The following is a 25825-nucleotide window of genomic DNA, read 5'->3' on the forward strand; positions in this document are numbered from 1 at the left end:
CTCTACTCAGCTGCTACTCGTAAAACCTCTTCTGTTGTTGTCAGGCCTTTTTCAACTTTTCTTAACCCATCTTCGAATAAATACGTAAAGCCTTTTGCTCTTGCTATTTTTTCAATATCGACAGACGTTTGATTGTTTAAAATCGCAGAGCGAATGTCATCATCAATCGCTAAAACTTCATGGATTGCCGTTCTGCCTTTATAACCTGTCCCATTACATGTCGGACAACCTTTGCCACGTTTGATACGCTCTATTGATATAGAATACTTATTGAAGATTTCCTTCTCTCTCTCAGTCAGCGAATCTTCTGTCACGCAATCGCGACAAATCGTTCTAACAAGCCTCTGAGCCACAACACCATTTAAGGACGTTCCGACTAAAAAGCGCTCAACACCTATGTTAATAAGTCGGTCAATCGACCCTACTGAATCATTCGTGTGTAGCGTGCTCAGTACTAGGTGGCCCGTAATCGAAGCACGAACTGCCATATTAGCCGTATCTTCATCTCGAATCTCACCGACCATAATAATGTCGGGGTCTTGTCTCAACATAGAGCGAAGGCCCGTGGCAAACGTTAAGTCAACTTTCGGATTCACCTGAATTTGATTAATACCATTCAGTTGGTATTCTACTGGGTCTTCAATCGTTAAAATATTAGACTCTTCTTGGTTCAATCTTGTCAAAGCACCATACATAGTCGACGTCTTACCTGAACCGGTAGGTCCTGTTAGCAGTACAATGCCATGTGGCTTTTCAATCATATTAATAAAATTATTTAAATGCTCTTTTTCAAACCCTAATTCACTCAATTCATTAGAAACTGAATCAATGTCCAACACGCGAATTACGACTTTTTCACCAAAAATAGTTGGAAGTGTGCTGACACGCATGTCAATGTCTCTTCCTTCAACTTTTCGTTTAATACGTCCATCTTGTGGAATTTTTTGTTCTGTAATATTCAAACTGGCCATAATCTTAATTCTAGTAATTATAGAAGATTGAATGTTTCTTGATAGAGTATGTTCAGTACGTAAAGCACCGTCAATTCTTAGACGAATTAATAATTGATGTTCTTGAGGGTCTAGGTGGATGTCGCTGGCTTTTTCTACGACAGCTTGTTGAATCATTTGGTTAAGCAGTTTGACGACAGGCGATGATTCTTCTTCAATCGTTAACTCTTCTGTTGTCTCAGTTGTTGATGGTGAGTCAAATTGCTCTGAGAAATCCTCTTGCTCATAGTGTCTTAAAATATTTTGTCTGATTTCATCTTTTGTTGCCATCACAGGATCGATGACAAACCCGGTTGAAAGGCGTAAATCGTTAAATACAAAATAATCTAAAGGGTCCGCCACAGCGACAACGAGTTTGTTATTCTCTTTTCTAAGCGGCAGCACGAGGTTCTCCCTCGCATAATCCTTTGAAACAAGGCTTAGAATGCTTGAGTCAAGGTTGTAATTATGTAGACGTACGTGTGGAATACCTAATTGCTGCTGCAACACTTCCATCAGTTGCATTTCAGTTAGGTCGCCAGACTCAATTAACTTATCTCCAAGTTTTTGACCAGGCTTTTTTTCATCTAGGGCTTTGTTTAACTGTTCTTTTGTGATAAGCCCTTGTTGAACTAAGATCTCACCCAGCCTTAATTTGACTTTATTGGCCAAAATAATCTTCCTTTCAACCTAAAAAGGCATACAAAATCCATAAAAATATGATAAGTTTATATTATATTCATACTTTAAGACTATTATACTATTTAAAGATACAAAAATCGAGGAATGTTGCAAATGAATTATTTGAAAAATCAAAACGGCATATCTCTGATTGAAATATTAGGTTCAATCGTTATTTTAGCGATTGTATTAACTGGTTTTTTCTCTGTTTTTACCCAATCAGCTCTAATGCAAAATCAAAATGAAAAAGAGCTCGTCATTAATCATTTAGCCCGAATTGCGCTAGAAGATGTTAGGGAGCTCGGTGAAGAATATCACGGGGAATTTACTCAGTTTAATATAACCGGACACCCTTCAATACCTTCAGTCAACCCAGATGGTTCATTTCATTCAAAGCCTTCATATTTTTTAAAACTTGAATTCACACCGACCGACCCTAATTTAATTCAAGCAACTATTTTGATCATTAACGATACTGGAAAAGTTTTAACTAAAACATATGGTTATATTGAGGTGGATTCATGAGACATAATGAAAATGCAATTACGCTAATTGAAGTCCTTGCCACCATCGTTTTAACGTTTGTCATTGGTACACTCGTTTTTTCAGTCACAACATCTGCCATCAACCACTACAAAGAAACAGAAACTACTTCACAAGTTCAATCTGAAATAAACCGATTTTTATTACAGCTAACTGATACACATAAAGACTCGAGAGAATATACGATTTTTCGGGGAAGTGCATCTAGCTATGACTTAATTATTGATGATGAGAGTCATTACACATTTAATGGGATCGCTGAAAATTATGATTTGTATATTGGAGAGACGATTCGAACCGCAGATCAGGAGCTAATCTCTGATACAAAGGTTGAAATCGGTGAACGCGCCCTCATATCAAACAAAAAAAAGTATGATGTGCACATTGTCGTAACAGATTCGGAACATCGATTCGGTCAAATCGAGCTGTCCACGACAATTTCCCGATTAACTTCAGAAAGTAGTGATTAAAATGAAAAAGTTGCGAACAAATGAAAATGGTGCCGCGCTGGTTGTGGTTTTACTTACAATCGCTTTAATCATGCTTTTTTCAACCGTCATGCTTGATAGTATTTTATCGAACGCGAAGCAAACAGATATTGCCGAACACCATGACCGTGCAACGCATATTGCAGAGATGGGGGTTGAATTCGTCGAGCAGGAGATGGCAATGTATGTTGATGAAAATGGTTTTGAGCTTGATGCCGACTACTTAAACAATTTGACGGAATACTTAAAAAGGCAAATTAATAACGTCACAATCGATGAAAATCATTCAGGTCGTTATTTTGAGTTGGATTTAGAAGAGGGTGAATCTATTGAACCTCAAGATCCACTAAAATTGTCAATCACCGGTCATGATGACAACTTTTCTGAAACGATTACTGTTCAATTTGGGGTATCAAGTGGCATTCCTCCTGTAGATGAGTGGGATGATGAGGAATTTCCTTCGCCACCTGAATCACCTGACCAACACTATGAAGGTAATCAGGAGTGGGATCATAAAAACTGTCCTGAAGATTCAAATGATACTTACTATGTCGAAGGTGGAGCAGACTTTAAAAATTGCAATCTTGAAACAGGCGATTTTTACTCTACTAGTCAAATCACTACTGAAAACAAAGGGTCATTATTAGTCAAGGGTACCGGAGTTTTTACTGGAGTGGATATTAATAATCAATCAAAGGTCACCATTTACGAAAACGCTTATATTGGTTCTCAATTGACAAGTTATAACAATCCTGAAAGTGAATTTTTAGTTTGTGGAAATGCGAAATTTGATCAAGGCATTGAGTATAGAGGCGACTTTAAAGTTCGTGGTCACGTCGTATCGGACCAATTGGTTAGGTACGAAAATAATACAGCCTACATCGGGCAAGACGCCATTTTTAAAGATGGACTTGACCTTAAAAACAGTGATTTGTATGTTGGTGGAGATCTAACGATTAAGACTTCACATGATAAAGAGGGATTTGAGAATAACTTAGGTGGCAACTTTTATGTCTCGGGAGACTTTAGCCTGGAAACTCCATATGACGATGAACCAGTCACAGTCAATCCTGATGGAGACTTGATTCATGATCTTAGTGAAGCGCCACAGTTCCCTGAATGCGAAGACGCACCACCACTGAGTTCTACAGGTGACTCCGGTCTTGATGTTAGTATTGGAGACAGTGAATATTAAAGAAAACCGGACGCGGCATGGCTTCCGGTTTTCTAGTATTTCAAAAAAATTTCTAGTAAATTAACCCAAAAAGTAAAAGACCTTCTGATGTCGGATGTCATCAAAAGGTCTAACTTTCTAATCTTCTATACTTCTCCACAACGTAAGTGCTGCGTAACTTCTATATGGTGACCAGCCTTCAGCTTTTTTCTCGATATCTTTTTTCGCAGGCTTTTCGTCTAAGTTCCACATTTTCTTAAGCGCATTTTGAATGCCTATATCAGCTGCTGGAAACAAATCGTCTCGGCCTAGTGCGAATAATAGCCAGTTTTGAACCGTCCATGGCCCAATGCCGCGAACTTTTCCTAAGGTTTTCAACACCTCTTCATTCGGCTGTTTGGCAATCTGTTTAAGGTCAAGCTCACCGTTTGCAATTTTTCTTGAGGTATCAATAACATACTCTGCTTTACGCTGACTAAATTGCATTTCTCTTAAGTCATCATATTCCAACTCAGCTACTTTCTCTGGCGTTGGATAAAACCATGATCCATCAACTTCTTCACCGTATTTTTGGACAAATCGTGTTGATAATGTATATGCGAACTTCATGTTTAGCTGTTGATGAATGATAGCTTTCATTAAGGAACCATATAAATCAAAGTCCCGAACAATTGGTGTTCCCTGATATCGATGGAATAACATCGCTAATTCCGTACCCTGGAAAAATTGATGAACATCATTCAAATCCTTATCCCACTGAAAAATATTACGGATGTTCTCAAAAATAATGTCCTGATCCTCATCATGATCTGACATCACTGTAAACACAGGTTTTTCAGTTGTACCCTCAGAATTCACACGGACAACCACTTTATCGTTATCATCTAAACGGACGGGCACATCTACCCAACGCTCTTTAAAATTCGTGCGAATGAGCGGGTCCATATCTAATCGTCTTAATGAATAATCAAAATCATACATGCCTGAAGCATGATAATATTCTTTCCACATAAACTCACTTCCCCTTTTCAAAGAACAACTATTTACAGTTTACAACTAGTTGTGATGAATTGGCAAAAAGAAAACTCGCCAACTCGGCGAGAAAAATTCTTCCTATCCGAGAGTATTGCTCACGTTTTCGGGAGTAAACTCTTCTTGTTCGAGAGTAAACTCCACCTATACAAGAGAATTGCAAAAAAGTCCCTCACTAATACAATGGCAAAAGTTTCTCCCACAACAAGTCCTCTAATGATCCAAATTCGTACCCTCTTTTACGCAATTCGTCAATTAAATGTGTGATCATGTCTGCGTTATCTTCAGAAACCGTATGCAACAATATAATCGCACCGGGATGAACTTGTTCGATGGTGTTATCTAATACTTTTTGCCAGCCTTGCCTGCGATCACTATGCCAATCCACTATGGCCACTGTCCAAAAAACATTGACATACCCTAGTTCATCCGTCACCTTTAATGACTTTTCGTTAAACCTTCCTTCGGCTGGCCTGAAAAATTGCACATAATCTTGATTCGTGAACTTTTTAATTTTATTATCAAGATCTTCTAAGTCTTTTTTCATTTGTGACTCCGAAGCTTTCGTATAATCTAAGTGCTTATTAGAGTGGTTCCCAATAATATGTCCCTCATCCACCATTCGTTTAACTAATTCGGCTTCGTCATCTACATAATGACCTGTCAAAAAGAATGTTGCAGGTACTTGCTTTTCTTTTAAAACATCTAAAACAGTTGATGTATAGCCTTCTTCATAACCGTTATCAAACGTTAAATACACCTTCTTTTCATCAGAGTCACCCATATAAAATCCATTGTACTTCTCAATTAATGGTGCATAAAACCCCAGGTCAGGTGGTTGTTCATTATACTTTTTCTTATAGCCGTATCCGTACGCTTGATCCGTAGTAGCTTCGATTGAACTTGTAAACGATAAACACATCAACATACCAGCTAATATATATAAAATCTTATTCAATTGCATAGCCTCCTCTTTTCCAACTTATTTTTTGTAGAAAAAAGGAAATCATACAAAAAACTCCGCAGAGTGCGGAGTTTTAAAGAATCAAGGATGCTGCCCAACCAAAGATCAATAACGGAATGTTAAAGTGAATAAATGTTGGAACAACCGTATCCCAGATGTGATTGTGTTTACCATCGACATTCAAACCTGCTGTCGGCCCTAATGTGCTATCCGAAGCAGGACTTCCGGCATCACCTAATGCGCCTGCTGTACCGATTAAAGCTGCAATCGCAAGTGGTGAGAACCCTGCTTGTGTAGCAATCGGTATAAATAAAGCTGCTAAAATTGGAATTGTTCCGAAAGACGTTCCGATTCCAATCGTTACAATTAAACCAACCGCTAATAAAACTAAAGCAATTAATGGTTTTTGATCTCCCATTAGGTCAGACGAAACATTAACTAATGCCTCAACTGATCCTGTTTCCTTCAATACGCCTGCGTAGCCGGAAGCAGCTAACATAATAAAGGCGATCATACCCATCATCGCAATACCACTAGACATGATTCCTTCCATCTGTTTGTAAGGGACAGCAACGAGTAAGAACATTAACAATAACCCTGTTAAGGCACCTAAGATCATTTGTCCAGTTAAAATCTGTACAATTAATGCAGCAACAATAGCGATTAATGTCATTACATGTTTTAATTCAAATTTAAACGGTGTGTCATCTACTTGAGCAAATTCAGATGGCTGACCCTCAGGTTGTACCTGACCGTAATCTCTATTTTTACGATACGTAATAAAAATCGCAATGAGTAGCCCTACTACCATACCTAGCCCAGGAATAAGCATAGCTGATGCCGTTTCCCAAACAGAAAGGTAAATTCCTTCTTCTCTTAAATTCTCTTGTATGATTTCATGAAATAATAATCCGAAGCCTAAAGGTAACATCACGTAAGGTGCTTTGAGTCCAAACGTTAAAGACGCCGCAATCGCACGTCTATCGATCTGCATCTTATCAAACAATGCGATTAACGGTGGAATTAAAATTGGAATAAAGGCAATGTGAACTGGTACCGCATTTTGAGATAATGATGCAATGGCAGCAATTGCCAAAAGCATAATTCCTCGTTTTCCTCTTACGATCTTTCTTAGAAATTGTACAATTCCTTTTGTGATTCCTGTCATGCTTATTGCTGCGGCAAATCCACCTAGCAAAATGTAACTAATGGCAGTTTCAGAACTACCACCCATACTTTCTACAAAAAATTTAACAATATTAGAAAGACTCTCCTGAGCAATTAACCCAGCCGAAAAAGCTGACACAATAATAGCCACTAATACGTTAATTTTAAGTAAACTTAAAATCGTTAAAATTAATACAGATACTATAACTGCAGACGCCATAACTCTCTCCCCTTATATATTCTAACTTTTTTATTATGTTATCACGTTAACACTTTATCATGATAAAGGTGAGTGATTAAAAAATCAACCCCATATTTAAAATTTTTATGGGGTTGTCTTTCAATTTATGCTCCTATGATTTCTACATTTTCTACGACTTCAATCGATCCAATAACTGATTGAACCATTGAGCAGTTTTTGCTAGCGATTTGTAAACCTTTCTCAAGTTTCTTTTGGTTTAAGTTTTGCCCCTTCACTTTGAAGTTCAACGTGACTTTTTCAATTTTATTTACATCATCACCTGTTCGCTCAACTTCAGCATCGATTGTCATTTCTTCAAATTCTACTTTTTGTTTATTTAAAATCTTTCGGTACACTGAAGCACTGCACCCAGCAAGCGAAGCTACCATTAGTTGAAACGGGCGGTAGCCTTCTTCTTCATTTGGAGATATGTTTAATGTCCCATAGCCTACTTCTGTTTGAATCTCGTCTTGTGTTACTTGAAATTTCATTGTTTGTCACTCCTCAATCGATATTTAACATTTCTTTTATTCTAACATGGTGATAGGTTACAATGTGATTGACTTGCTTGAAAAGGGGGAGCTGAATATGGTTAATACACGATTCCGCTTCATTATATTAGTTACAATCGTTGGTATTTCTGGTCTATCACAGGGGATGCTCTTACCAGTTATCGCTGTTTTACTAGAACAAAACGGGATCTCATCTTCTGTAAATGGCATACATGCAACAGCTTTATACATAGGAATCTTAATTATTTCCCCGTTTTTAGAAAAACCTCTTCAAAAGTTTGGATATAAACCAGTCATTTTATTCGGAGGCGCACTTGTATTTGTCTCGTTATTTTTCTTTAACATTTGGGAATCGCTTTGGTTCTGGTTCGTGCTCCGTATGATGATTGGTATTGGAGATAATATTCTACATTTCGGTACGCAAACGTGGATTACAACAACTACCGAAGAAAAACATCGCGGTAGAAACATTGCCATTTATGGCTTAATGTTTGCCCTAGGGTTCGCACTAGGGCCTCTTATGACTGGGCTCATTGAGTATAACCCTACACTACCGTTTATCATTAGTGGTACATTGTGCTTTATTGTTTGGACACTCATGTTTTTCATACGTAACGAATTTCCAGTACAAGATGACGGAATTGAGGTAACGAGTACAAGGTCCATTGGTCGTTTTGCTGGAACAGTTAAATACGCATGGGTGGCTTTTTTAGGTCCATTCGCTTACGGCTTCCTAGAAGCATCCCTACATGGTAATTTTCCGGTCTATGCAATGAGAATCGGCCATGATGTATCGATGATCTCGTTGGTCATTCCTTGCTTCGCAGCTGCTAGTATTATCTCACAAATTCCTCTAGGGATCTTAAGTGACAAAATCGGCAGACAAAGCGTAATATCAATAGTTCTAACCGGTGGAATTTTAACATTTATCCTAGCTGTGTTTGTTGAGGATTCCATTGTCGGACTCTTCGCGGTATTTTCATTGGCAGGTCTACTAGTCGGCTCTTTATTTTCACTTGGCATGTCTTACATGACCGACCTACTCCCGAAAAGTCTACTACCTGCTGGTAATATTATGTGCGGTGTCGCGTTTGGCGTTGGAAGTATTTCAGGTCCAGCAATTAGTGGCGTATTCATTGACTTATTACCAGGGTTCTCATTCTTCAATGTGATCATCTTTTTCTTATTGATAATACTAATCTTAACAATTACTCATAAAAACCAAAATAAACACGCGGCTTAGGACCGCGTGTTTTCTACGTTCTAAATAGTTTTCCTTTATGCCGTTCAAGAACGGCGTTAATTTCACCACCAAGGACAAGCATCATGCCTGAAAGAAAGAACCAAATCATCAAAACAATAATACTTCCGAGACTTCCATACGTGTAAGAAAAATTCCCTAAGTTCTCAACATAAAATGAAAAACCTAATGATGTCAACTGCCAACCAATCGTTGCAATAAGCGCACCGGGAAAGGCATGTTTAAGAGTAACTTTCTTATTGGGAGCTAACATATAAAGAATGGTCAAAACTAAAATAATCACACCAAACGATAAGACCCATCTAAACATCTCCCAAAATGCTATAAAATTATCAGAGTATCCTAGTAATGAAAAAATAAAGCTCCCTATTTGTTGGCCAAATACTGGTAATGATAATGCAATTGCAATCACTAAAATCATCGCAATTGTCATCGCAATTGAAATTAACCTTGTCACGATAAAAGGCCGATTTTCATCGGTTTCATACGCTCGGTTAAACACTCGCATCAAGGCATTAATTCCATTTGATGCTGACCAAATCGTTAAAATAATACCGAACGATAGTAGTCCACCATTCCGCTGATCCATTAAGTTCGACACATTTTCAGTTATTAAATTCATCGACTGACCTGGTACATAACGGTGAATGATGTTAAATACACTATCGCGGTCTAATGGTAAAAAACCGATTAACGTTAACAAGAAAATTAAAAATGGAAATAACGATAATAAGAAAAAATATGATAACTGTGCTGACATTCCAACAACGTCATCTTCATTAAAATGACGATAGAGCTCTTTCCAAAACTCTTTTGTAAAAATCACAGTCCCTCTCACCTACTGTTTCTTCTGGCCTTGGTCCACCTTATCGATTAATCGTTCCACTTGGTCAATCTGTTCTAACAATTTTTCTGTGCCATCACTTACTTGATTCAATTTAAGACGAAGTTGTCTTACTGACTCTGATGGGTGTGTATAAATATGTTTTATTTGATGATACGTCTTTTTAGAACCTTTTTTAAAACTTTCGCGCTCATCACGATTAAACATCGATACGACAAAGCCTGTCAAAGCCCCAATAAGCACACTAGTTTGCCAAGATTTTAATTTCAACAATAAGCCCTCCCTTATCTGGTTTTAATTAAATATCATGATTAACTCTTATATCATCTAATAAATTTTTACAAGCTCGACTAACTAAATCATATGTTTCATCAAAGTCACCTGTAAAAAATGGATCTGGCACATTATCTGCAGCCTCATCTGGAAGATATTCTAATAATTTTTTAACAACCACTTCTTGATTTTCCATTAATTTGTTTAATGTCTCTATATTATCATCATCCATCGCAATAATATAATCAAAGTGCTCAAAATCTGTGGTTTCAAACTGTCTTGCAGTTAGACCATTTGCATTAATATGGTGCTCTTTTAACTTTTTAAGAGTACCCTCATGTGGCGGCTCTCCTACGTGATAATTCGAAACACCTGCCGAATCAATGACAAATTGATCATCTAATTTTTTATCAGTTATTAAATGACTAAAAGCAGCCTCTGCCATAGGAGAACGACAAATGTTCCCTAGACAAACAAATAACACTTTAACCAAGCTGATCACCTACATTCAATTATTTATGTTTAATATTCATTTTCCCTTCAAACAATATCATAAACAATATCTGTTCAGATTAAAAGAACTACTAATTGTAAAATTTACCTTTTCAAGAAAATCCCTAATAATTTATACAGCTAAGGTAAAAATAACGTTAACTATTGCTGAGTTAAGGAGTATAAAAATGGAGAAAATTAGTCTAACCACCAATGAGATTGGAACAATGTGGACTCAGCATGTTCAAAACTCATTGTATGTTCAGATCTTGAGATATTTTACACATACAGTTGAAGACGAAGACACTCTCAATTTATTAAACGAGGCTTTAGCTTTATCTATAAGCATTGAACAAAACATAAGAACCATCTTCCAACATGAAGGGATACCGGTGCCTAATGCATTTAAAGATAGTGACGTCAATTTAGATGCAGAAAAACTATTTGAAGACCCTTTTATGATTCAATTTTTAGAGCAAACATTGAAAGCTGGTTTACTTGCTCACGGAACATCTTTAATGACGAGTGTCAGAAGGGATATCCGTGAGTATTTTACCGGTACCTTGAACAATTCCATACAACTGTTTAATAAATGTATGGATCTTGCTTTACAGAAAGGACTTTTAATCAGGCCTCCCTCCTTAACAGTTCAGCCAGATGTAGAATTTGTTGAGTCTAAAAAATATATGAGCATGTTTAGCAATCGTCCTTTAAATACCATCGAATTAACTCATTTATTCGAGAATATAAAAACGAATACGGTAGGGGTTATGATTTCAATGGCTTTTGCCCAAACAACGGATAACGAAGAAGTCAAAAAGTACATGAAAAGAGGGGTGAAGATATCTCAAAAACACGTACGACTTTTTGGTAAAACAATGGAAGACTCATTTATCGACGCCCCAATGGGTCCTAATAGTTATGTCACGAATTCAACAAATCGTGTTTTTTCAGATAAGTTAATGATGCATTTCATGTCGGTACTCAGTGCTGCAGGCCAAGGTAATTACTCGACAGCATCTACAGCCAGCTTGAGATACGACTTAACTTTAACATACCAAAGGCTATCCGCTGAAATTGGTTTATACGCAAAAGACGGAGCTGACATTATGGTTAAACATGGATGGTTGGAAGAACCTCCACAAGCACCGGATCGAAAAAATTTATTTCATAGCTAAAGAGGCGGGAACATGAGAAACAAAAAACTTGAAGTTCTATTTTGGAGCATTGCCTTTCCTGGTTTCGGGCAACTGCTAAACCACCAACTCATAAAAGGGATTACATTAATCATTTTAGAAGTTGTGATTAATGTCTTTAGTAAATTTAATATGGCGATTATGTACAGCTTTTTGGGTGAAATTGATAAAGCCATACAAGTAGTGGATTACCAATGGCTTATGTTTTATCCATGTATATATTTCTTCGGTATTTGGGATGCATACAAATATGCTGAAGGAGAAGAAAAGCCTTATGAATTTCTTCCGTTTGTCTTTTCGGCGTTCTTCGTTACAGTTGGGTTAATGTATTCATATCGGACCGAAGTATTAGGGTTTATTATAGGACCAGTTTGGCTACCCATTCTGTTCCTAATACCTGGCTTAGCTGTAGGATTATTCATTCGTAAATTACTTATTTATTACGAGAGATAAAAGAGGGTTTTCCTAACACTTACATAAGGAAGCCCTCTTTTACTTTATTCAACGATGGATTGGACACAACTCTCATCATCATTTTTAGGATTGTTGACACGTTGGTCTACTTCATAAGCTGTTAGTTCTTCATGAGGCATCTCAAAGAGAAACTCCTTCATTTCAGTCGGATCTTTCACGTCAAAATCTAACCAATTCTGTTCTTCAGACTTCGGCAGGATAACGGGCATACGATGATGAAGATTTGACATAAAATCATTCGCATCTTTTGTTAAAATCGTGCACGTCACAAGTTCATCATCGCCTTGTGACCACCTGTCCCATAAACCCGCAAAAGCAAAAAGATGACGGTCTTTAAGTGAAATTCTGTACGGTTGTTTCTTCCCGTCTTCACCTTTCTTCCACTCATAAAAGCTATCAGCTACAATTAGACATCTGCGCCTAGACATTAACCTTTTATAACTTGGCTTTTGATCAGCCGTCTCTAACCTAGCATTAATCATTTTGCTGCCTATTGAACGATCCTTTGACCATGATGGAACAAGCCCCCAATTCATCAACCCAGCTCGATTATGATCACCATCATTAACGATAGCTAACACTTGCTGAGTAGGCGCGATATTATAACGAACCGGAAATTCAAATGGCTCGTCCAATTGATATTCCTCCATCACCTCTTCAGGATTAGCGACAAACGTAAATCTACCACACATGTTAAGATTCCTCCGTTTCATCTAAAGCCTTCTGAATTCGACTTTGTGTCTCCTCAGCTAACTCATCTAAACTCATCTCTTGAACCTGTTCTATTGAGATAGGCTCACAAATCGTCATATACACCGTTGCTTTTTTGATCAAATTTTTATTATCTTCCATTATTCTATGCGTGCCATCAATCATGACGGGTAACACGGGGACTTTGGCTTTTTTAGCTAACGTAAAGCTTCCACTTTTAAATGGCAGCATTTCATGTCCCATTGACCTTGTGCCTTCTGGGAAAATGGCAAGTGGATGACCATCCTTTAATAATTCTATACCTTTTTTAAACGTTTTAACCGATTCTCGTCGATTTTGGCGGTCAAGAAACAAACAATCCATTTGTTCCATCCACGGCTTAACAATCCAAATACGACTTACTTCAATTTTTGAAATAAAACCAAATGGCTCCTTAAAATAGCCTAAGTAGGCAAAAATATCATAATTTGCCTGGTGGTTCCCAACGATTAAATACGGTGCTTCTGGTATGTTCTTTTCACCTTTAACAATCATCTTTGAACCAGATTGCTTAAAGAAACGACGACCAAAACGTTTAGGCAGTTGATGCACCTTTTCATTATATTCTTTACGTGTCATATCATCTCGATTAATTTTCCTAACCTTCCTCAAAACAACACCTGTGTAAAGCACATAAATCACACCATAAATCAAACTCCAAACCGTACGCAATATTATTCTCTCCCTTATCAATCTAGTTATTATTTTACCTAAAAAATGTCGAGATTAGTAGATATTTTCCGGAACATGAAACGGTAGCTCAAATGTTGTGTTAAAATGATGAGAAAGAACAAAAAGGAAGGGATTAAGGGCATGTATAAAGAGTATTTGAACGAAGCTGATGTTGTGATTTTTGACCTTGATGGAACATTGTATGAAGGAACAGAGCATTTTAAACTACATGTTGAGAACCTTAAATCTAAACTATCACCTGAAAAGCAAGCTGAATTTCAGGAAATTTATAATGCCATTATGAATGGCGATCACCCTGTTCAAATCGGTAAAATTTATGACGGTGAACGCGATATCGTTTGGAGTTGGGACCCATTTACTGAAGCCTTAACTGAGGCAAGGGATTGGAATAATGAGGTCGTGAATGTGCCTAATGCTCCGACTCATCTTGCTGTAAGTGAATTTGATTTTAAAAATTGGGTACCGATCGGTGATGGTTGGTGGCCACCATATGCCATCGCAAGACATTTCGGCATTCCAATTGATGTCATTCAACAATCGTATAATCGCACGAAAGAACAAATGGCACAACTAGATGGTTATTTATCACAAACGCCAGGTTTAAAGGAATATTTACAAGAGTTAAAGCAAGGTAAGCATTTAATTGTATGTACGAATAGTGATGAAGAAGATGCTAAACGTTTGCTTAAATTCTTAGAAATTGAAGATTATTTTGAGGAGTTACTTCCTTCAGCCATGAAGCCCGTTGGAACGAAGAAACATTTTAATTATCTCCTTCAAAAGTATAATACTAATCCAGAGAATGCGGTATCTGTAGGTGATAACTTTATGAATGAAGTAGCACCTGCCTTGCAATTAGGGATGAAAGCCGTTTGGTTATCAGATGCTGCTGAAAAACCGGTTGATGATGATCGATTTGTGTTAACGACGACGCTAGCACAATCTTAGAAAGCTTTGGCGCCAAGAGCGCTGGAGCTTTTTTATTGTCTTTACATGAGCTTTATCCTTTAATTTTACAAATCATTATACCTTGTACATATATAAAAGTTTAAATAACTCTATTGACAAATATTCATTTAGCGTGTAAATTAGTTAACAATACTTTAATGCTAAAAAGCGTTTAAGCGTTTCAGCGAAAAGGTGGGAGATTAAATGACAATTGCAATTCAAGAAAATCAAAAGGTCCCAAAACATTTAAGACAATACACGGCAGAGCAACATTATGGAGCTTATACACCAATCAATCATGCTGTATGGCGTTATGTAATGAGGCAGAATCACCATACACTCAAAAACTTGGCTCATGAAGCATATACAGATGGTTTAAGAAAATCAGGAATTACAATTGAAAAAATTCCGAACGTTGATGATATGAACAAAGCATTGGCACCATTTGGTTGGGGAGCTGCAACAATAGATGGCTTTATTCCAGGTGTCGCGTTTTTTGAGTTCCAGGGAAATGGTGTTTTACCTATTGCCACAGAAATACGTAAGCTTGAAAACATACAATACACCCCAGCACCAGATATTATTCATGAAGCAGCTGGGCACGCGCCAATTCTGTGTGATAAAAAGTACTCTGAATACGTCAAATTATTTGGTGAAATCGGCAAAAAAGCTATTGCGACAAAAGAAGAACATGATCATTTCGATGCCGTTCGTCATTACTCCAATTTATTAGAAAAAGGCGATGCAACACAGGAAGAAATTAAAAAAGCAGAAGAAAATTTAGAAGAAAAGGAACAAGCGATTAAAGGGGTATCTGAGGCTGAGAAAATTGGCCGTTTATACTGGTGGACTGTTGAATTTGGGTTAATTGGCACAGTGAATCAGCCACGAATCTACGGTGCAGGTCTATTATCTTCAGTTGCAGAGGGAGGTAATATTCTAAGTCCAGACGTGGAAAAGCGTCCGTATGATGTTCAGGAAATGGTCGAAACATCATTTGATATTACTAAGCCACAACCTCAATTATTTGTTTGTGAGAGTTTTGATCAATTAATAGATGGGCTAAAAGAATTCGCACAAGAAATGGCATTTATGAAAGGAGGAACTGAGAGTTTAGACAAAGCCATCCAATCCGAAAATACGGCTACAGCAGTATTTAGTTCGGGTCTTCAAGTAACAGGCGTTTTCTCCACACGACGAACTGATGAAGATGGAAACTTAACATATATTAAGACAAATGGAGAGACGAACCTAGCGGTTAATGATACAGAACTAGCGGGACATGGTACAGATCACCATGCAGATGGTTTTAGTTCACCTGTAGGCAAACTAAAGGGTATGATTAAGCCATTGGAAGATCTAACCGACGAAGAGTTAGTTAGTCAAGGCATATTGATAGAAAAACTCACATCACTTGTCTTTGAAAGTGGTCTTGAAGTTAAAGGCTTAATTAAAGATATTGTTAGAAAGAATGGTAAAGTCGTATTAATTACTTTTGACCAATGTCGTGTCATTCAAGGTGATGACATTCTATTTGAACCTGAGTGGGGTGTTTTCGATATGGCTGTAGGAGCTGAGATTGTTTCAGTTTTTGCTGGTGCAGCTGATGGTGAAGCGTATCACCCAACAGTAAAAGAAGACAAAGAGCCAGAAAAAATATTAGAAGAATTAAGCCCAATTGAACAACTTTATCAAGATGTACGTGATGTACGTGAAGGTCGCATTAAAAACTCAGAAGCTGTGTTAAGGCGAGTCGCTAGTGAACTAAATGACGTATCACCAAATGACTGGCTACTTAGAATCGAAATCTTGGAAATTTTATTAGATCAACAAATGGCGACTGACTTATTAAAAGAATTGAACACTGAGCTTAACCGAGTGCAGAGTCTAAATGAAGAATGGCATACACTCATTGAACGTGGCCGCAAAGTCGCTAAAAGTGCTTCGTTAATTTCTGATTAGTTTTTTTAGAACTCATTTGCGCAAACTATAATAAAATATAAACTAAAAAGTCCGTGCTATGATTTAGAATACTTCATCAATCATAGTACGGACTTTTAGTAAATTATAATATTTAATACCTGTCTCTTTTACAATAAATATTTCTCTATTTAACGTCTCTCGATCCACTCTTTCAAAAACACCGGCAAATAATCATAGCGATATAAATCTGATGGATAGTCTAGAAATCTTGGAGATTCTTCTTCGTCCATCACTTGCGCAGCAGCATTAAGAGCGCTCATGTAATCTTCATATATAAATTCAAAGCTGACGGTCTCTTCAGGTACATAGTTGTCCGCACAAATTTGCGGGTCCATATAGTTTACGTATGTTCTGCATGGTAAAGGTCTAGCCTCATAGGCCATACACGCATTGGTTTCTGGGTTTAGTAATGGACATGGCAGCTGTTTTTTCATATATTCAAACTTAATATCTTCTTCAAAATTTAAAGATGTTGCTTCATCAATTAGCGATTCATAATTTTTGTAGTAAGATCTCAGGTGGTCCTTAATAGATTCTCGTCGTTCCGTTGGCATGACCTCAATAGATGCGATAATCATATTCGCTTCTAACCTTGAGACAACTATAGGAAAATAACAACAAAACGCACAACCTAGCTGACAATTAGGGGTCATACCCATATGTTGGTTCATTTCACTCATCTTCTGAGAAACTTCTTGTTGTAAATGTTGATAAATTTCTACCATACGGTTTAATGATGTGCCCCGCTGATCTAACTGCTCTTCTGCAACATCATAAAATGTCTCATCATTATAAGGATAAGAATCTAATTTATTTAATTTATGTTTAACTTCTTCAAGTGCACGATTTTCCATATATAAAAACCTCTTTCATTCATAACCATGTTAACATATACTACTTTTTGTTGGGTATGCTAATCGTTGTGCGGTTAAATTATATTTTTACTTCCCACATTCTATTTTAAATGTTACAATGACATCTGCATAAGATTGAAGATTCACTTGAGAAAGAGGTGTTATAGATGTATATCGGATCTAAAGGTTGGTTCGTATCTGAACTTAAAAAAATTGGTGTTAGTTATCATGAAGGGCGTAAAATCGAATCATATGACGCCTCTACACTAGCTAACTTATTAGAATCAAAGAAAAATTAACCAACATTATTACAGAGGATTAATCCTCTGTAATTTTTTTGTTAAAATTTCTTAACGCCATTCGACATTTTTCCGTGTTAGAATAGAAATACACACTTTGACCATAATAATTGAGATGGAGGCATCTTATGTTTTCGAATGCAGAGATTGGAATCGACTTAGGTACAGCAAACCTTTTAATATATAGCAAAAATAAAGGGGTTGTCTACAACGAACCGTCTGTTGTAGCCATTGATACAACTACACATAAAGTGTTAGCAGTTGGTAATGAAGCGAAAGAAATGATCGGTAAAACACCAGCTAATATTACATCTATCCGTCCGTTGAGGGATGGCGTAATTGCCGACTATGAAGTAACGTCTCAAATGCTTAATGTAATGTTAAAGAAAGTAAGCAAACGCTTAGGAATGTCTATGCGTAAACCAAATGTCATTGTTTGTGCACCAACAGGATCAACTTCTGTTGAACGCCGTGCGATTGACAATGCCATTAAAGACTATGGCGCAAAACAAGTTCATATTATTGAAGAACCGGTTGCAGCTGCCGTAGGTGCTGGTCTACCAGTAGACGAGCCTGTATCAAACGTTGTTGTTGATATCGGTGGCGGTACTAGTGAAGTAGCTATTATTTCATTTGGTGGCGTCGTATCAGCTAATTCCATCCGTACAGGCGGAGACCACATGGATATTGCAATCATTCAGCACGTCCGTAAACATTACAACGTATTAATCGGTGAACGTACAGCTGAAAATATTAAAATGGAAATTGGCCATGCACTCATTGATCATGATACTGAAGAAATGGAAATTCGCGGTCGTGACCTTGTAACAGGTTTACCAAAAACGATTAATTTAAACTCTAAAGAGATCCAAGAAGCATTACGCGAACCATTAGAATCAATCCTTGAAGCCGTTCGTACAACGCTTGAAAACTGCCCACCCGAGCTAAGTGGTGACATTGTTGACCACGGTATTATGCTAACAGGCGGTGGCGCATTATTAAGAGGGATGAAAGAATGGTTATCATCTGAAATTGATGTTCCTGTTCACGTAGCCGAAAACCCACTTGAATGTGTGGCAATCGGAACAGGTAAGTCATTACACTTAATTCATAAATTACAAAAAGCAGCTAAATAATAAAAAGGCTGATCTGTCGCCAGATCAGCCTTTTCTTTTTAACTAACTTTTTCCTCATCTACATTAGTTAGTTCCTTTTTCCTAAAGATCTCTTTTAAATTCACATTCACCATAATGACACCTAAAATAACGAGTACCCCACCTATAATTTGTGCGGAAAAAACTTGTTCATTTAAGAAAATGACCGCACCGATTGTTGTGAAAAACGGTAATATGTTCAAAAATACGCTTGATAAAGAAGGGCCTAAGTCGGATACCGCCTGATTCCACAACACAAACGCTATAAATGACGGGAAAATCCCCAGATACAGTAGGCCCAACCAGTTTGCTGAATTCGTTATTTCAGTTGGGAAGCCTAGAATCATCCACTCAACTATGACCGTTGGAATAAGAATGATGACGCCAAGACCAATCATGGCTAAGGTGCCACCAAAGATTGGGAACTTGTGATTGTGTTGCTTTACAATTAATGTGTAACATGCCCAGACAATCATGGCGATGACCATCGTAATATCACCAATGTTGAACTCTAATTGCAAGAGACGTTCAATAGAGCCTTGAGTCAGAACCCATAAGGCGCCGATAAATGAAATGACCGTTCCAATAATATGTCTTGGTTTTAGTTTTTCTTTTAAAATAAAATACCCTAAAATCATAGCGTATGCTGGGGTTGACGCTTCTACAATTCCAGCATTTGTCGAAGTCGTAAAATTAAGAGATAAATAGACTAAGACGTTAAAGGTTGTAATGCCTGTTAATGCAATGGCGATTAAAGGTTTTATATTATCTTTTAATACATCGTAAGATTGACGTAATTGTTTGTAACCAAAAGGTAGAATAACGAGGAAAGCGATCAATGTTCTGACAAACGCAATCGTAACGGGTGGAAGGTCATTAATCGCTTTTCCGACGATTAGGTTGCCTGAGAAAATCATGACGGTGATGATTAAAAATATGTATGATCGAAACATTCATCGACATCCTTTTATATAAAAATAGTGCAGTCCTTTAAAAAGAACTGCACCGTTAATTGTAGTGGATTAATATTGACTTAGCAAACCTTTCTCCATTGCTACTTTTTCTGATTTAAGGTATATAACCACGCCTAGAACTAGGTAAAATGCTGAATTTAAAATTAAGGCACTGTAGTCCCAAAATGAGAAATCAAGCCAGGTATATCCGTGGATCATGACATGTCTCACCATATCAATACCTTTTACCAAAGGAGCGAAAATTAAGTAAGGCGCCACAGATAAAGGTACAAAAGCTAAGCCCATTAATATAAATTGTAGAACATTTAAGACAGACTGGATTTGTTTAAATATAATCGCAAGCCCCGCCAACATAAAGCCAATTCCGAGCATCCCGAGTATCGAGATAAGAAAAATTGGAAGTACAACGTCTATTCGAAAGACGAGCCACTCACCGGCTGTTGCCATCGATAAGACGAGCAATACAGAAACGATTACTCCATAGATCACTAGATTTGCAATAATTCGAGCTAATAAAATTCGCCACATACCTAGCGGTGACATGAATAATTGCTCTAATGTTCCACGCTGAGCTTCGAATAAAATAACATATCCTAAGTCTTGCATAATCGTTAGCATAAAAAACCATATAACATAGTTAACAATGACGTATTGAACGTTAGTATCGATTTGTTGAGGGTCTCCGACGACGTGAATCCCAAGCAGCATGGCTAGAAATATAAAATAAAACTGAACGATCATTGTAATCGTGTTAGGGTAATAACGTTTTAACTCTATATATTCTTTTCTTAAATTTGCATTAATGAGATGCCACAGCTGGATCATCTTGACCCTCCTTTTGAATGAGTTGCATAAATACTTGTTCGAAGTCGACTGTCGTTCGATCAATTTTTTCTATTTTCGTTTGATCACTTTTTAAAATATCCATCATCGTATATAGATCGTTTTCTTTTTCAACCGTAATTTGAACCTGATTGTCCTGAACGTCGAAAATCGGAAAGTGATTTTGGATTAATCTCGTTTGCTTTTCGGATAATTGTCCTTCAATCGTAAAACTGTAAGCTCTTGTATCGAAAAGTTTAATCAAATCTTCCACCTTTTCATCTGCAACAACTTTTCCACCATTAATAATGACGGTTCGATCACAAACATCCTGAACTACCGGCATATCATGTGAACTAATAATAATTGTTTTACCTTGTTGCTCTACGATTTTTTTTAGTAAATCTCGCACTTCATAACTCGTCTCAACATCCAGTCCCAATGTCGGCTCATCCAGTAAGAGTACGTCTGTGTCGGCAAGTAATGCCACAGCTATCGCGAGTTTCTGCTGCATCCCTCGGGATAAGCTACTGACAAGCTCCGTCTCTTTTTTCTTTAAATCAAAAAACGCTAACAGCTCATCAATTTTATCTTGAATATGACGTCGGTTGACGCCACGGTTCCCCGCAAAATACTCTAAATTCTCACGTACCGTTAAGCGCCAGTAAATGTTCCGGTTTCCTTCTAAAACGGCACTTATGTAATTTAAGGCTTTCAATCGTTGCTTGTTCGAATCATACCCATTTATATGAACAGATCCCCCGTTTGGCACTAGTAGACCACAAATGGATTTGATTGTCGTTGTTTTACCAGCTCCATTTGGACCCAGCAAACCAAGGATCTCACCTCGATAAACATCAAATGAGACACTATCTACTGCTTTAACAATTTCCTTCGTTTTTTTCTTTTTATACGTTTTGCTTAAATCTTTTACTTGGATGATTTTTTCCAAAAAATAACCTCCCTCACTGTCATTTAATGTCATTGTAGCACTAATTTTCAGAAAAATATAACAGTCTAGGGAGTGTTTTTGTCTCAGACTGTGGTAGGAGGATGCTGTAATAAGGATGAAAATTACTGTTTAATTTTGTTAATATAAGGGAGAAGATGTTTGGCTAATAGGGGGATTAATTTGAAAAAAGGCGTTATGACTGTATGTTTAATATTACTTATTTCGTTAGTTGCTTGTAGTAATGAAGATAAGGTTGAACTAAGTCAAATTGAATATGCGATGATCGAAATGGGCAACAATATTGGATTTGACTATTTACGGAGCGATGACCCTCCAGAGGTTATTGAGGCGAGGATTCTGACCACCTTACATAACATGAAAGCACTTCAAGACTCTATACCAGAAGATAAATCAGTATTTATTCGTAAGATAAGAATAGATGAAATTGAAGTTTTGGTTACTCAAGAACAAATTCATGAACAACCAAAGGAAATAAGAAATGAAATCGCTAATATTTTTATGGAGTATTTTAATGAATCAAACCTCGATGAGGAAAAAGACTTTGCAAACCTAAGTATTGAAATTAGGAATGACATATTAGAATAATAGAATCCACCAAAAGTAAAGGAGCTTGGTTTCTCAAGCTCCTTTATTGTTTAAGTTGTTCATTGACTAACGCTTTTTTATTAATTTTTCCTACATGGGTTTTGGGTAGTTCATCTATAATGTGAAATTGTTTCGGTATTTTATATCGCGATAATTTTTTCTGGCAATAGTCTTTAAGCTCATCTTCACTAAGAGTTTCTCCACCTTTCTGTGAAACAAAGGCTGCTACAACTTCGCCCCACTTTTCATGTGGTAAGCCAACTACCGCTACCTCATTAATAGATTCATGCGATTGTAGCCAATGCTCAATCTCGAGTGGGTAAATATTTTCACCACCTGAGATGATCATTTCTTTTTTTCGACCGGCGATATAGACATATCCGTCTTCATCTTTTCTAGCTAAATCGCCTGTCTTAAACCAGTCATCATGAAAGGCTTGATCGGTTTCATCCTCATTATTCCAGTAATACTCAAATAGGTGCTTTCCTTTAAGCCAAAGCTCTCCTACTTCATTTGCCTCCGCTTCTTGGCCTTCATTCATGATTCTTATCTGATTAAACACCATCTCACGCCCGACAGATCCTTGTAAAGTTTTTGCCACATCAGGGTCAATATAAAAGTTGTTCGGTCCTGCCTCCGTTAAACCATAGCCTTCCTTAAATTTTAAACCTTTTTCTTCAAAAGCTTGATAAACCGTTAACGGACATGGTGCTCCTCCCGAAAGAAATACGTTCATATCTGGGAACGTTGAGTTTTGAAAGGCGTCTGTTTGGACAATCATATGATACATCGTTGGGATAAAAAGTACCACGGAGCATCGATACCTTATTAAATCTTCCACTGCTTCTTCAGGATCAAAATTCGAACGTAACACAACAGTGCCACCAGCTAGAAGAACTGGCGTCGAAAGGGCGTTCAGGCCACCTGTGTGAAACATTGGGATGGTCGTTAACGTACAATCATGTTGATTTAAATCCCAGCTAATGATGGTGTTAATTGCATTCCAAAAAATAGACTGATGACTTAATACGGCACCCTTTGGTTTACCAGTCGTACCACCCGTATAAATCATCGCAAGTGGGTCTTTTTCTTCAATATCAACAAAAGGAAGTTTCAGTTTCAATTCCAGTTTTTCAGTCGTCGGGACTTGGTCAATATACTGATTGTGGTGTATTACTAAATTCGACTCAATCCATTCATGAGTCTGCTCGAATTCATCATGAATGGCTATAAATTTAGGTGACGCATCATTGATGACGTATTCTAATTCCTCCTGAGCCAAACGCCAATTAAGCGGTACAAAGATCGCACCGATTTTTTTACAAGCGAATAAAAAATCAAAGTAACTGACATGGTTAGGGGCTAACAGTGCAACTCGATCACCTTTTTCTACTTGGTGATCTATTAAATAAACTGCTAATTGAATAGCACGCTCATTCATTTCCTTATACGTCCATTTTGTATCTGTATCTGCATCAATCACAGCTATATCGTCCTCAAATAGTTGTGCTCTCTTCCCGATCCAATCAATTTCCGGATGCACACTCACCAACCCCTTTCATAACTGATACTTCCATCTTATAAAAAAGGGTTACAAAAGAGTTACAGGTGTGTTCGAGAATAGGGGATGCATTTTCGGGAATTGAAATATCCTATTCGGGAATAGAGATCCCACTTTCGGGAATAGGAACGTCCTGTTCGGGAATAGAACACTTATTTTCGGGAATTAGAGCGTTCTATTCGGGAATAGAACTCTTTTTCAAGAATTGAAAAAGCACTACAGAACTCGTTCTGTAGTGCTTCATCTTTACATCATAATACCACCATCGACGTGTAGTACGTGCCCATTAACATAATCTGATTCATCTGAGGCTAAGTATAGGTAGGCATTAGCTATATCCTCAGGTTTTCCTAATCGCCCCATTGGTACTTGATTAACTAGACCATCGATGACATGATCAGGTACCGTTTCTACCATAGCAGTTTCAGTAAAACCTGGTGCGACAGCGTTGACATTAATTTGTTTACGTCCTAGCTCTTTGGCCCATGTTTTGGTCAGTCCTATTAAGCCGGCCTTTGCTGCGGCGTAGTTAGATTGACCAACATTGCCGTAAGCACCTGATACAGAAGAGGTATTGATTACTTTCCCTTTACCTCGTTCTGCTAAATGCGGTAAGACTGCTTGTGTACAATGAAAGACTCCAGTTAAGTTTACATCAATAACTTGTTTAAATTGTTCTGGAGTCATTTTTGATAACATGGCGTCGCGCGTAATGCCAGCGTTGTTGACTAAAATATCAACGCCTCCAAATTGTTTAACTGTTTCATCGACCATGTGATCTACACTATCTCGGTCGGCAACATTGACTTGAATAAACGCTACATCATAGCCTTGTTCTTTTAATTGTTCCTCACGTTTTTGCCCTGTTTCCACATCAAAATCTGCTAATACCACTTTCGCTCCCTCTTCGGCAAAGCGTTCGGCTGCTTGTAAACCGATACCATTAGCGCTCCCTGTTATGATGGCTACTTTGTCTTGTAAACGTCCCATTGGTTATCACCTTTCTAAAAAATGTTCGATTGTGTTTTTGAGTTGTTCTAAATCATCGATTAATGGAGAATGACCGCAACCTTCTAAATTAACAAAAGTCGCTCGGTCTCCTAAATCTTCTATAATTTCATCCGTCATCGGTTTCGTGACTACTAAATCATTTTCACCATGCATGACGAGAACAGGTATATCAATTTGATCGACCTCCCCTGTTCCTTTTCCTAATCCATTATCGTGATGACTGATATTAAATATATTCAAAGCTTGATAGATTTCGGCTAAATTTCGCTGCGTACACATGTCTTCTAAGTACTCATCATACTTATCTGGACTTGGTTGTTTATTCGTATAAATCAAATGATTCCAAATCGCTTTTAATAACTCTTTATCCTTACGATCATAAGCCCCTTGCATGGCCTGTGTACGTCCAGGGTCTTGACGGACTTCATCTAAAGTCTTGAGGCGGTTATTAATGTCAGGCAACCCTTCAGGACCTGTACCATAAAACGGGTAGCCACGTGTTGAGCCAGAAGCTAACAACAAAAGCTTCTCAGCAGGCTCATCATAATCCGCGCAATACTGCAGTAAAACCGCGCCTCCCATTGACCAGCCTAAAAGGGCATAAACATCTAAATTTAGCGCATCAACAAATTGTCTAACCGTCTCACTTAAATCTCTAATAGACGTGATCGTATGGTTATACGTCGATTCGCCAAAACCTGGTAGATCAATAGCATAGAGTTTGTATTTAGGATCCAAAGCTTCGATGAGCACATCCCAATGCTTCGATGATGTCATATTACCATGGACCATTAACACAACCGCCTCACCGCCTTCCCTCTCGCGGTAAGTGACTGTCTCTCCATTTGGTAAAGCAACTTGATTCATTCCTACTTTAATCATTCAAC

General features: G+C 37.6%; 28 protein-coding genes. 11 read left to right on the forward strand and 17 right to left on the reverse strand.

Annotation, left to right across the window (positions count from 1 at the left end; all coding sequences use genetic code 11):
• Positions 1 to 2: 2 nt before the first annotated feature.
• On the reverse strand, positions 3 to 1661 hold the full coding sequence (locus EDC24_RS12340; protein ID WP_124223076.1) for a GspE/PulE family protein: 1659 nt from the start codon (positions 1659 to 1661) through the stop codon (positions 3 to 5).
• 123 nt (positions 1662 to 1784) lie between these two features.
• Here EDC24_RS12340 and EDC24_RS12345 point away from each other — a divergent pair, with 123 nt between their 5' ends.
• The 3 genes from EDC24_RS12345 to EDC24_RS12355 are packed head-to-tail and all read left to right on the forward strand — an operon-like array spanning position 1785 to position 3896.
• Positions 1785 to 2195 carry a type IV pilus modification PilV family protein gene (locus tag EDC24_RS12345; protein ID WP_170158578.1) on the forward strand — a complete coding sequence of 137 codons (411 nt, stop codon included), beginning with the start codon at positions 1785 to 1787 and terminating at the stop codon, positions 2193 to 2195.
• Positions 2192 to 2683 carry a PulJ/GspJ family protein gene (locus EDC24_RS12350; RefSeq protein ID WP_124223080.1) on the forward strand — a complete coding sequence of 164 codons (492 nt, stop codon included), beginning with the start codon at positions 2192 to 2194 and terminating at the stop codon, positions 2681 to 2683. The genes EDC24_RS12345 and EDC24_RS12350 overlap by 4 nt, the downstream gene beginning before the upstream one ends.
• Before the next feature lies 1 nt (position 2684).
• Complete coding sequence (locus EDC24_RS12355; protein ID WP_124223082.1) at positions 2685 to 3896, forward strand: hypothetical protein; 1212 nt, start codon at positions 2685 to 2687, stop codon at positions 3894 to 3896.
• A 117-nt stretch (positions 3897 to 4013) separates the two neighbouring features.
• Here EDC24_RS12355 and EDC24_RS12360 read toward each other — a convergent pair whose 3' ends face one another.
• The 4 genes from EDC24_RS12360 to EDC24_RS12375 form a co-directional block, all read right to left on the reverse strand.
• Complete coding sequence (locus EDC24_RS12360) at positions 4014 to 4886, reverse strand: DNA-3-methyladenine glycosylase family protein (RefSeq protein WP_124223084.1); 873 nt, start codon at positions 4884 to 4886, stop codon at positions 4014 to 4016.
• Between the two features lie 196 nt (positions 4887 to 5082).
• Positions 5083 to 5865, reverse strand: a complete 783-nt coding sequence (gene pdaA, locus EDC24_RS12365; RefSeq protein ID WP_124223086.1) for a delta-lactam-biosynthetic de-N-acetylase — start codon at positions 5863 to 5865, stop codon at positions 5083 to 5085.
• A 79-nt stretch (positions 5866 to 5944) separates the two neighbouring features.
• Complete coding sequence (locus EDC24_RS12370; RefSeq protein WP_124223088.1) at positions 5945 to 7258, reverse strand: Na+/H+ antiporter family protein; 1314 nt, start codon at positions 7256 to 7258, stop codon at positions 5945 to 5947.
• A gap of 125 nt (positions 7259 to 7383) precedes the next feature.
• The gene (locus tag EDC24_RS12375; protein ID WP_124223090.1) at positions 7384 to 7770 is read right to left on the reverse strand and encodes an OsmC family protein; all 387 of its coding nucleotides are present in this window, start codon (positions 7768 to 7770) and stop codon (positions 7384 to 7386) included.
• Positions 7771 to 7867: 97 nt separating this feature from the next.
• On the opposite strand from EDC24_RS12375, the gene EDC24_RS12380 reads away from it, so the two are divergent.
• Positions 7868 to 9034, forward strand: coding sequence for an MFS transporter (locus tag EDC24_RS12380; RefSeq protein WP_124223092.1), 1167 nt, complete (start codon positions 7868 to 7870; stop codon positions 9032 to 9034).
• A gap of 13 nt (positions 9035 to 9047) precedes the next feature.
• Here the strand turns inward: EDC24_RS12380 and EDC24_RS12385 are convergent, their stop codons facing one another.
• Genes EDC24_RS12385 through EDC24_RS12395 form a run of 3 tightly spaced genes read right to left on the reverse strand, consistent with a single transcriptional unit; the run spans position 9048 to position 10671 of the window.
• Entirely contained in the window at positions 9048 to 9878 is an 831-nt protein-coding gene (locus EDC24_RS12385) for a YihY/virulence factor BrkB family protein (protein ID WP_342769372.1), read from the reverse strand.
• 12 nt (positions 9879 to 9890) lie between these two features.
• Positions 9891 to 10166, reverse strand: a complete 276-nt coding sequence (locus tag EDC24_RS12390) for a hypothetical protein (protein ID WP_124223094.1) — start codon at positions 10164 to 10166, stop codon at positions 9891 to 9893.
• 28 nt (positions 10167 to 10194) lie between these two features.
• Entirely contained in the window at positions 10195 to 10671 is a 477-nt protein-coding gene (locus tag EDC24_RS12395; protein ID WP_342769373.1) for a low molecular weight protein-tyrosine-phosphatase, read from the reverse strand.
• Between the two features lie 178 nt (positions 10672 to 10849).
• Between EDC24_RS12395 and EDC24_RS12400 the strand changes: the two genes are divergently transcribed.
• Together EDC24_RS12400 and EDC24_RS12405 are read left to right on the forward strand one after the other, a co-directional pair.
• Complete coding sequence (locus EDC24_RS12400; protein ID WP_170158579.1) at positions 10850 to 11839, forward strand: DUF3231 family protein; 990 nt, start codon at positions 10850 to 10852, stop codon at positions 11837 to 11839.
• Between the two features lie 12 nt (positions 11840 to 11851).
• Positions 11852 to 12310: a hypothetical protein gene (locus tag EDC24_RS12405; protein ID WP_124223100.1), complete on the forward strand. Its 459-nt coding sequence runs from the start codon at positions 11852 to 11854 to the stop codon at positions 12308 to 12310.
• A 44-nt stretch (positions 12311 to 12354) separates the two neighbouring features.
• On the opposite strand, the gene EDC24_RS12410 is transcribed toward EDC24_RS12405, so the two are convergent.
• Both EDC24_RS12410 and EDC24_RS12415 read right to left on the reverse strand, forming a co-directional pair.
• On the reverse strand, positions 12355 to 13023 hold the full coding sequence (locus tag EDC24_RS12410) for an SOS response-associated peptidase (protein ID WP_124223102.1): 669 nt from the start codon (positions 13021 to 13023) through the stop codon (positions 12355 to 12357).
• A gap of 1 nt (position 13024) precedes the next feature.
• Complete coding sequence (locus EDC24_RS12415; RefSeq protein WP_124223104.1) at positions 13025 to 13753, reverse strand: lysophospholipid acyltransferase family protein; 729 nt, start codon at positions 13751 to 13753, stop codon at positions 13025 to 13027.
• Positions 13754 to 13861: 108 nt separating this feature from the next.
• Between EDC24_RS12415 and EDC24_RS12420 the strand changes: the two genes are divergently transcribed.
• Together EDC24_RS12420 and EDC24_RS12425 are read left to right on the forward strand one after the other, a co-directional pair.
• Positions 13862 to 14722: an HAD family hydrolase gene (locus EDC24_RS12420; protein WP_170158580.1), complete on the forward strand. Its 861-nt coding sequence runs from the start codon at positions 13862 to 13864 to the stop codon at positions 14720 to 14722.
• 204 nt (positions 14723 to 14926) lie between these two features.
• Complete coding sequence (locus EDC24_RS12425; protein ID WP_245998165.1) at positions 14927 to 16684, forward strand: aromatic amino acid hydroxylase; 1758 nt, start codon at positions 14927 to 14929, stop codon at positions 16682 to 16684.
• A 149-nt stretch (positions 16685 to 16833) separates the two neighbouring features.
• On the opposite strand, the gene EDC24_RS12430 is transcribed toward EDC24_RS12425, so the two are convergent.
• Entirely contained in the window at positions 16834 to 17559 is a 726-nt protein-coding gene (locus tag EDC24_RS12430; protein ID WP_124223109.1) for a YkgJ family cysteine cluster protein, read from the reverse strand.
• Between the two features lie 167 nt (positions 17560 to 17726).
• Between EDC24_RS12430 and EDC24_RS12435 the strand changes: the two genes are divergently transcribed.
• Complete coding sequence (locus EDC24_RS12435) at positions 17727 to 17858, forward strand: YflJ family protein (RefSeq protein ID WP_124223111.1); 132 nt, start codon at positions 17727 to 17729, stop codon at positions 17856 to 17858.
• Between the two features lie 128 nt (positions 17859 to 17986).
• Positions 17987 to 18994, forward strand: coding sequence for a rod-share determining protein MreBH (mreBH, locus tag EDC24_RS12440; protein WP_124223113.1), 1008 nt, complete (start codon positions 17987 to 17989; stop codon positions 18992 to 18994).
• A gap of 38 nt (positions 18995 to 19032) precedes the next feature.
• On the opposite strand, the gene EDC24_RS12445 is transcribed toward mreBH, so the two are convergent.
• The 3 genes from EDC24_RS12445 to EDC24_RS12455 form a co-directional block, all read right to left on the reverse strand.
• Positions 19033 to 19965, reverse strand: a complete 933-nt coding sequence (locus EDC24_RS12445) for a DMT family transporter (RefSeq protein WP_124223115.1) — start codon at positions 19963 to 19965, stop codon at positions 19033 to 19035.
• Between the two features lie 69 nt (positions 19966 to 20034).
• Positions 20035 to 20811: an ABC transporter permease gene (locus EDC24_RS12450; protein ID WP_124223116.1), complete on the reverse strand. Its 777-nt coding sequence runs from the start codon at positions 20809 to 20811 to the stop codon at positions 20035 to 20037.
• The gene (locus EDC24_RS12455; RefSeq protein WP_124223118.1) at positions 20786 to 21760 is read right to left on the reverse strand and encodes an ABC transporter ATP-binding protein; all 975 of its coding nucleotides are present in this window, start codon (positions 21758 to 21760) and stop codon (positions 20786 to 20788) included. The genes EDC24_RS12450 and EDC24_RS12455 overlap by 26 nt, the downstream gene beginning before the upstream one ends.
• A gap of 180 nt (positions 21761 to 21940) precedes the next feature.
• On the opposite strand from EDC24_RS12455, the gene EDC24_RS12460 reads away from it, so the two are divergent.
• Positions 21941 to 22366, forward strand: coding sequence for a hypothetical protein (locus EDC24_RS12460; protein WP_124223120.1), 426 nt, complete (start codon positions 21941 to 21943; stop codon positions 22364 to 22366).
• Between the two features lie 43 nt (positions 22367 to 22409).
• Here the strand turns inward: EDC24_RS12460 and EDC24_RS12465 are convergent, their stop codons facing one another.
• The 3 genes from EDC24_RS12465 to phaZ form a co-directional block, all read right to left on the reverse strand.
• A complete protein-coding gene (locus EDC24_RS12465) occupies positions 22410 to 23909 on the reverse strand; it encodes a class I adenylate-forming enzyme family protein (protein WP_124223122.1) in 1500 nt (499 codons plus the stop codon).
• A gap of 264 nt (positions 23910 to 24173) precedes the next feature.
• Positions 24174 to 24917 carry a 3-oxoacyl-ACP reductase FabG gene (fabG, locus tag EDC24_RS12470; protein WP_124223124.1) on the reverse strand — a complete coding sequence of 248 codons (744 nt, stop codon included), beginning with the start codon at positions 24915 to 24917 and terminating at the stop codon, positions 24174 to 24176.
• Between the two features lie 6 nt (positions 24918 to 24923).
• Positions 24924 to 25820, reverse strand: coding sequence for an intracellular short-chain-length polyhydroxyalkanoate depolymerase (phaZ, locus tag EDC24_RS12475; protein WP_124223126.1), 897 nt, complete (start codon positions 25818 to 25820; stop codon positions 24924 to 24926).
• Between the last annotated feature and the right edge of the window lie 5 nt (positions 25821 to 25825).

It is taken from the genome of Aquisalibacillus elongatus, assembly GCF_003843875.1.
Lineage (GTDB): Bacteria > Bacillota > Bacilli > Bacillales > Alkalibacillaceae > Aquisalibacillus > Aquisalibacillus elongatus.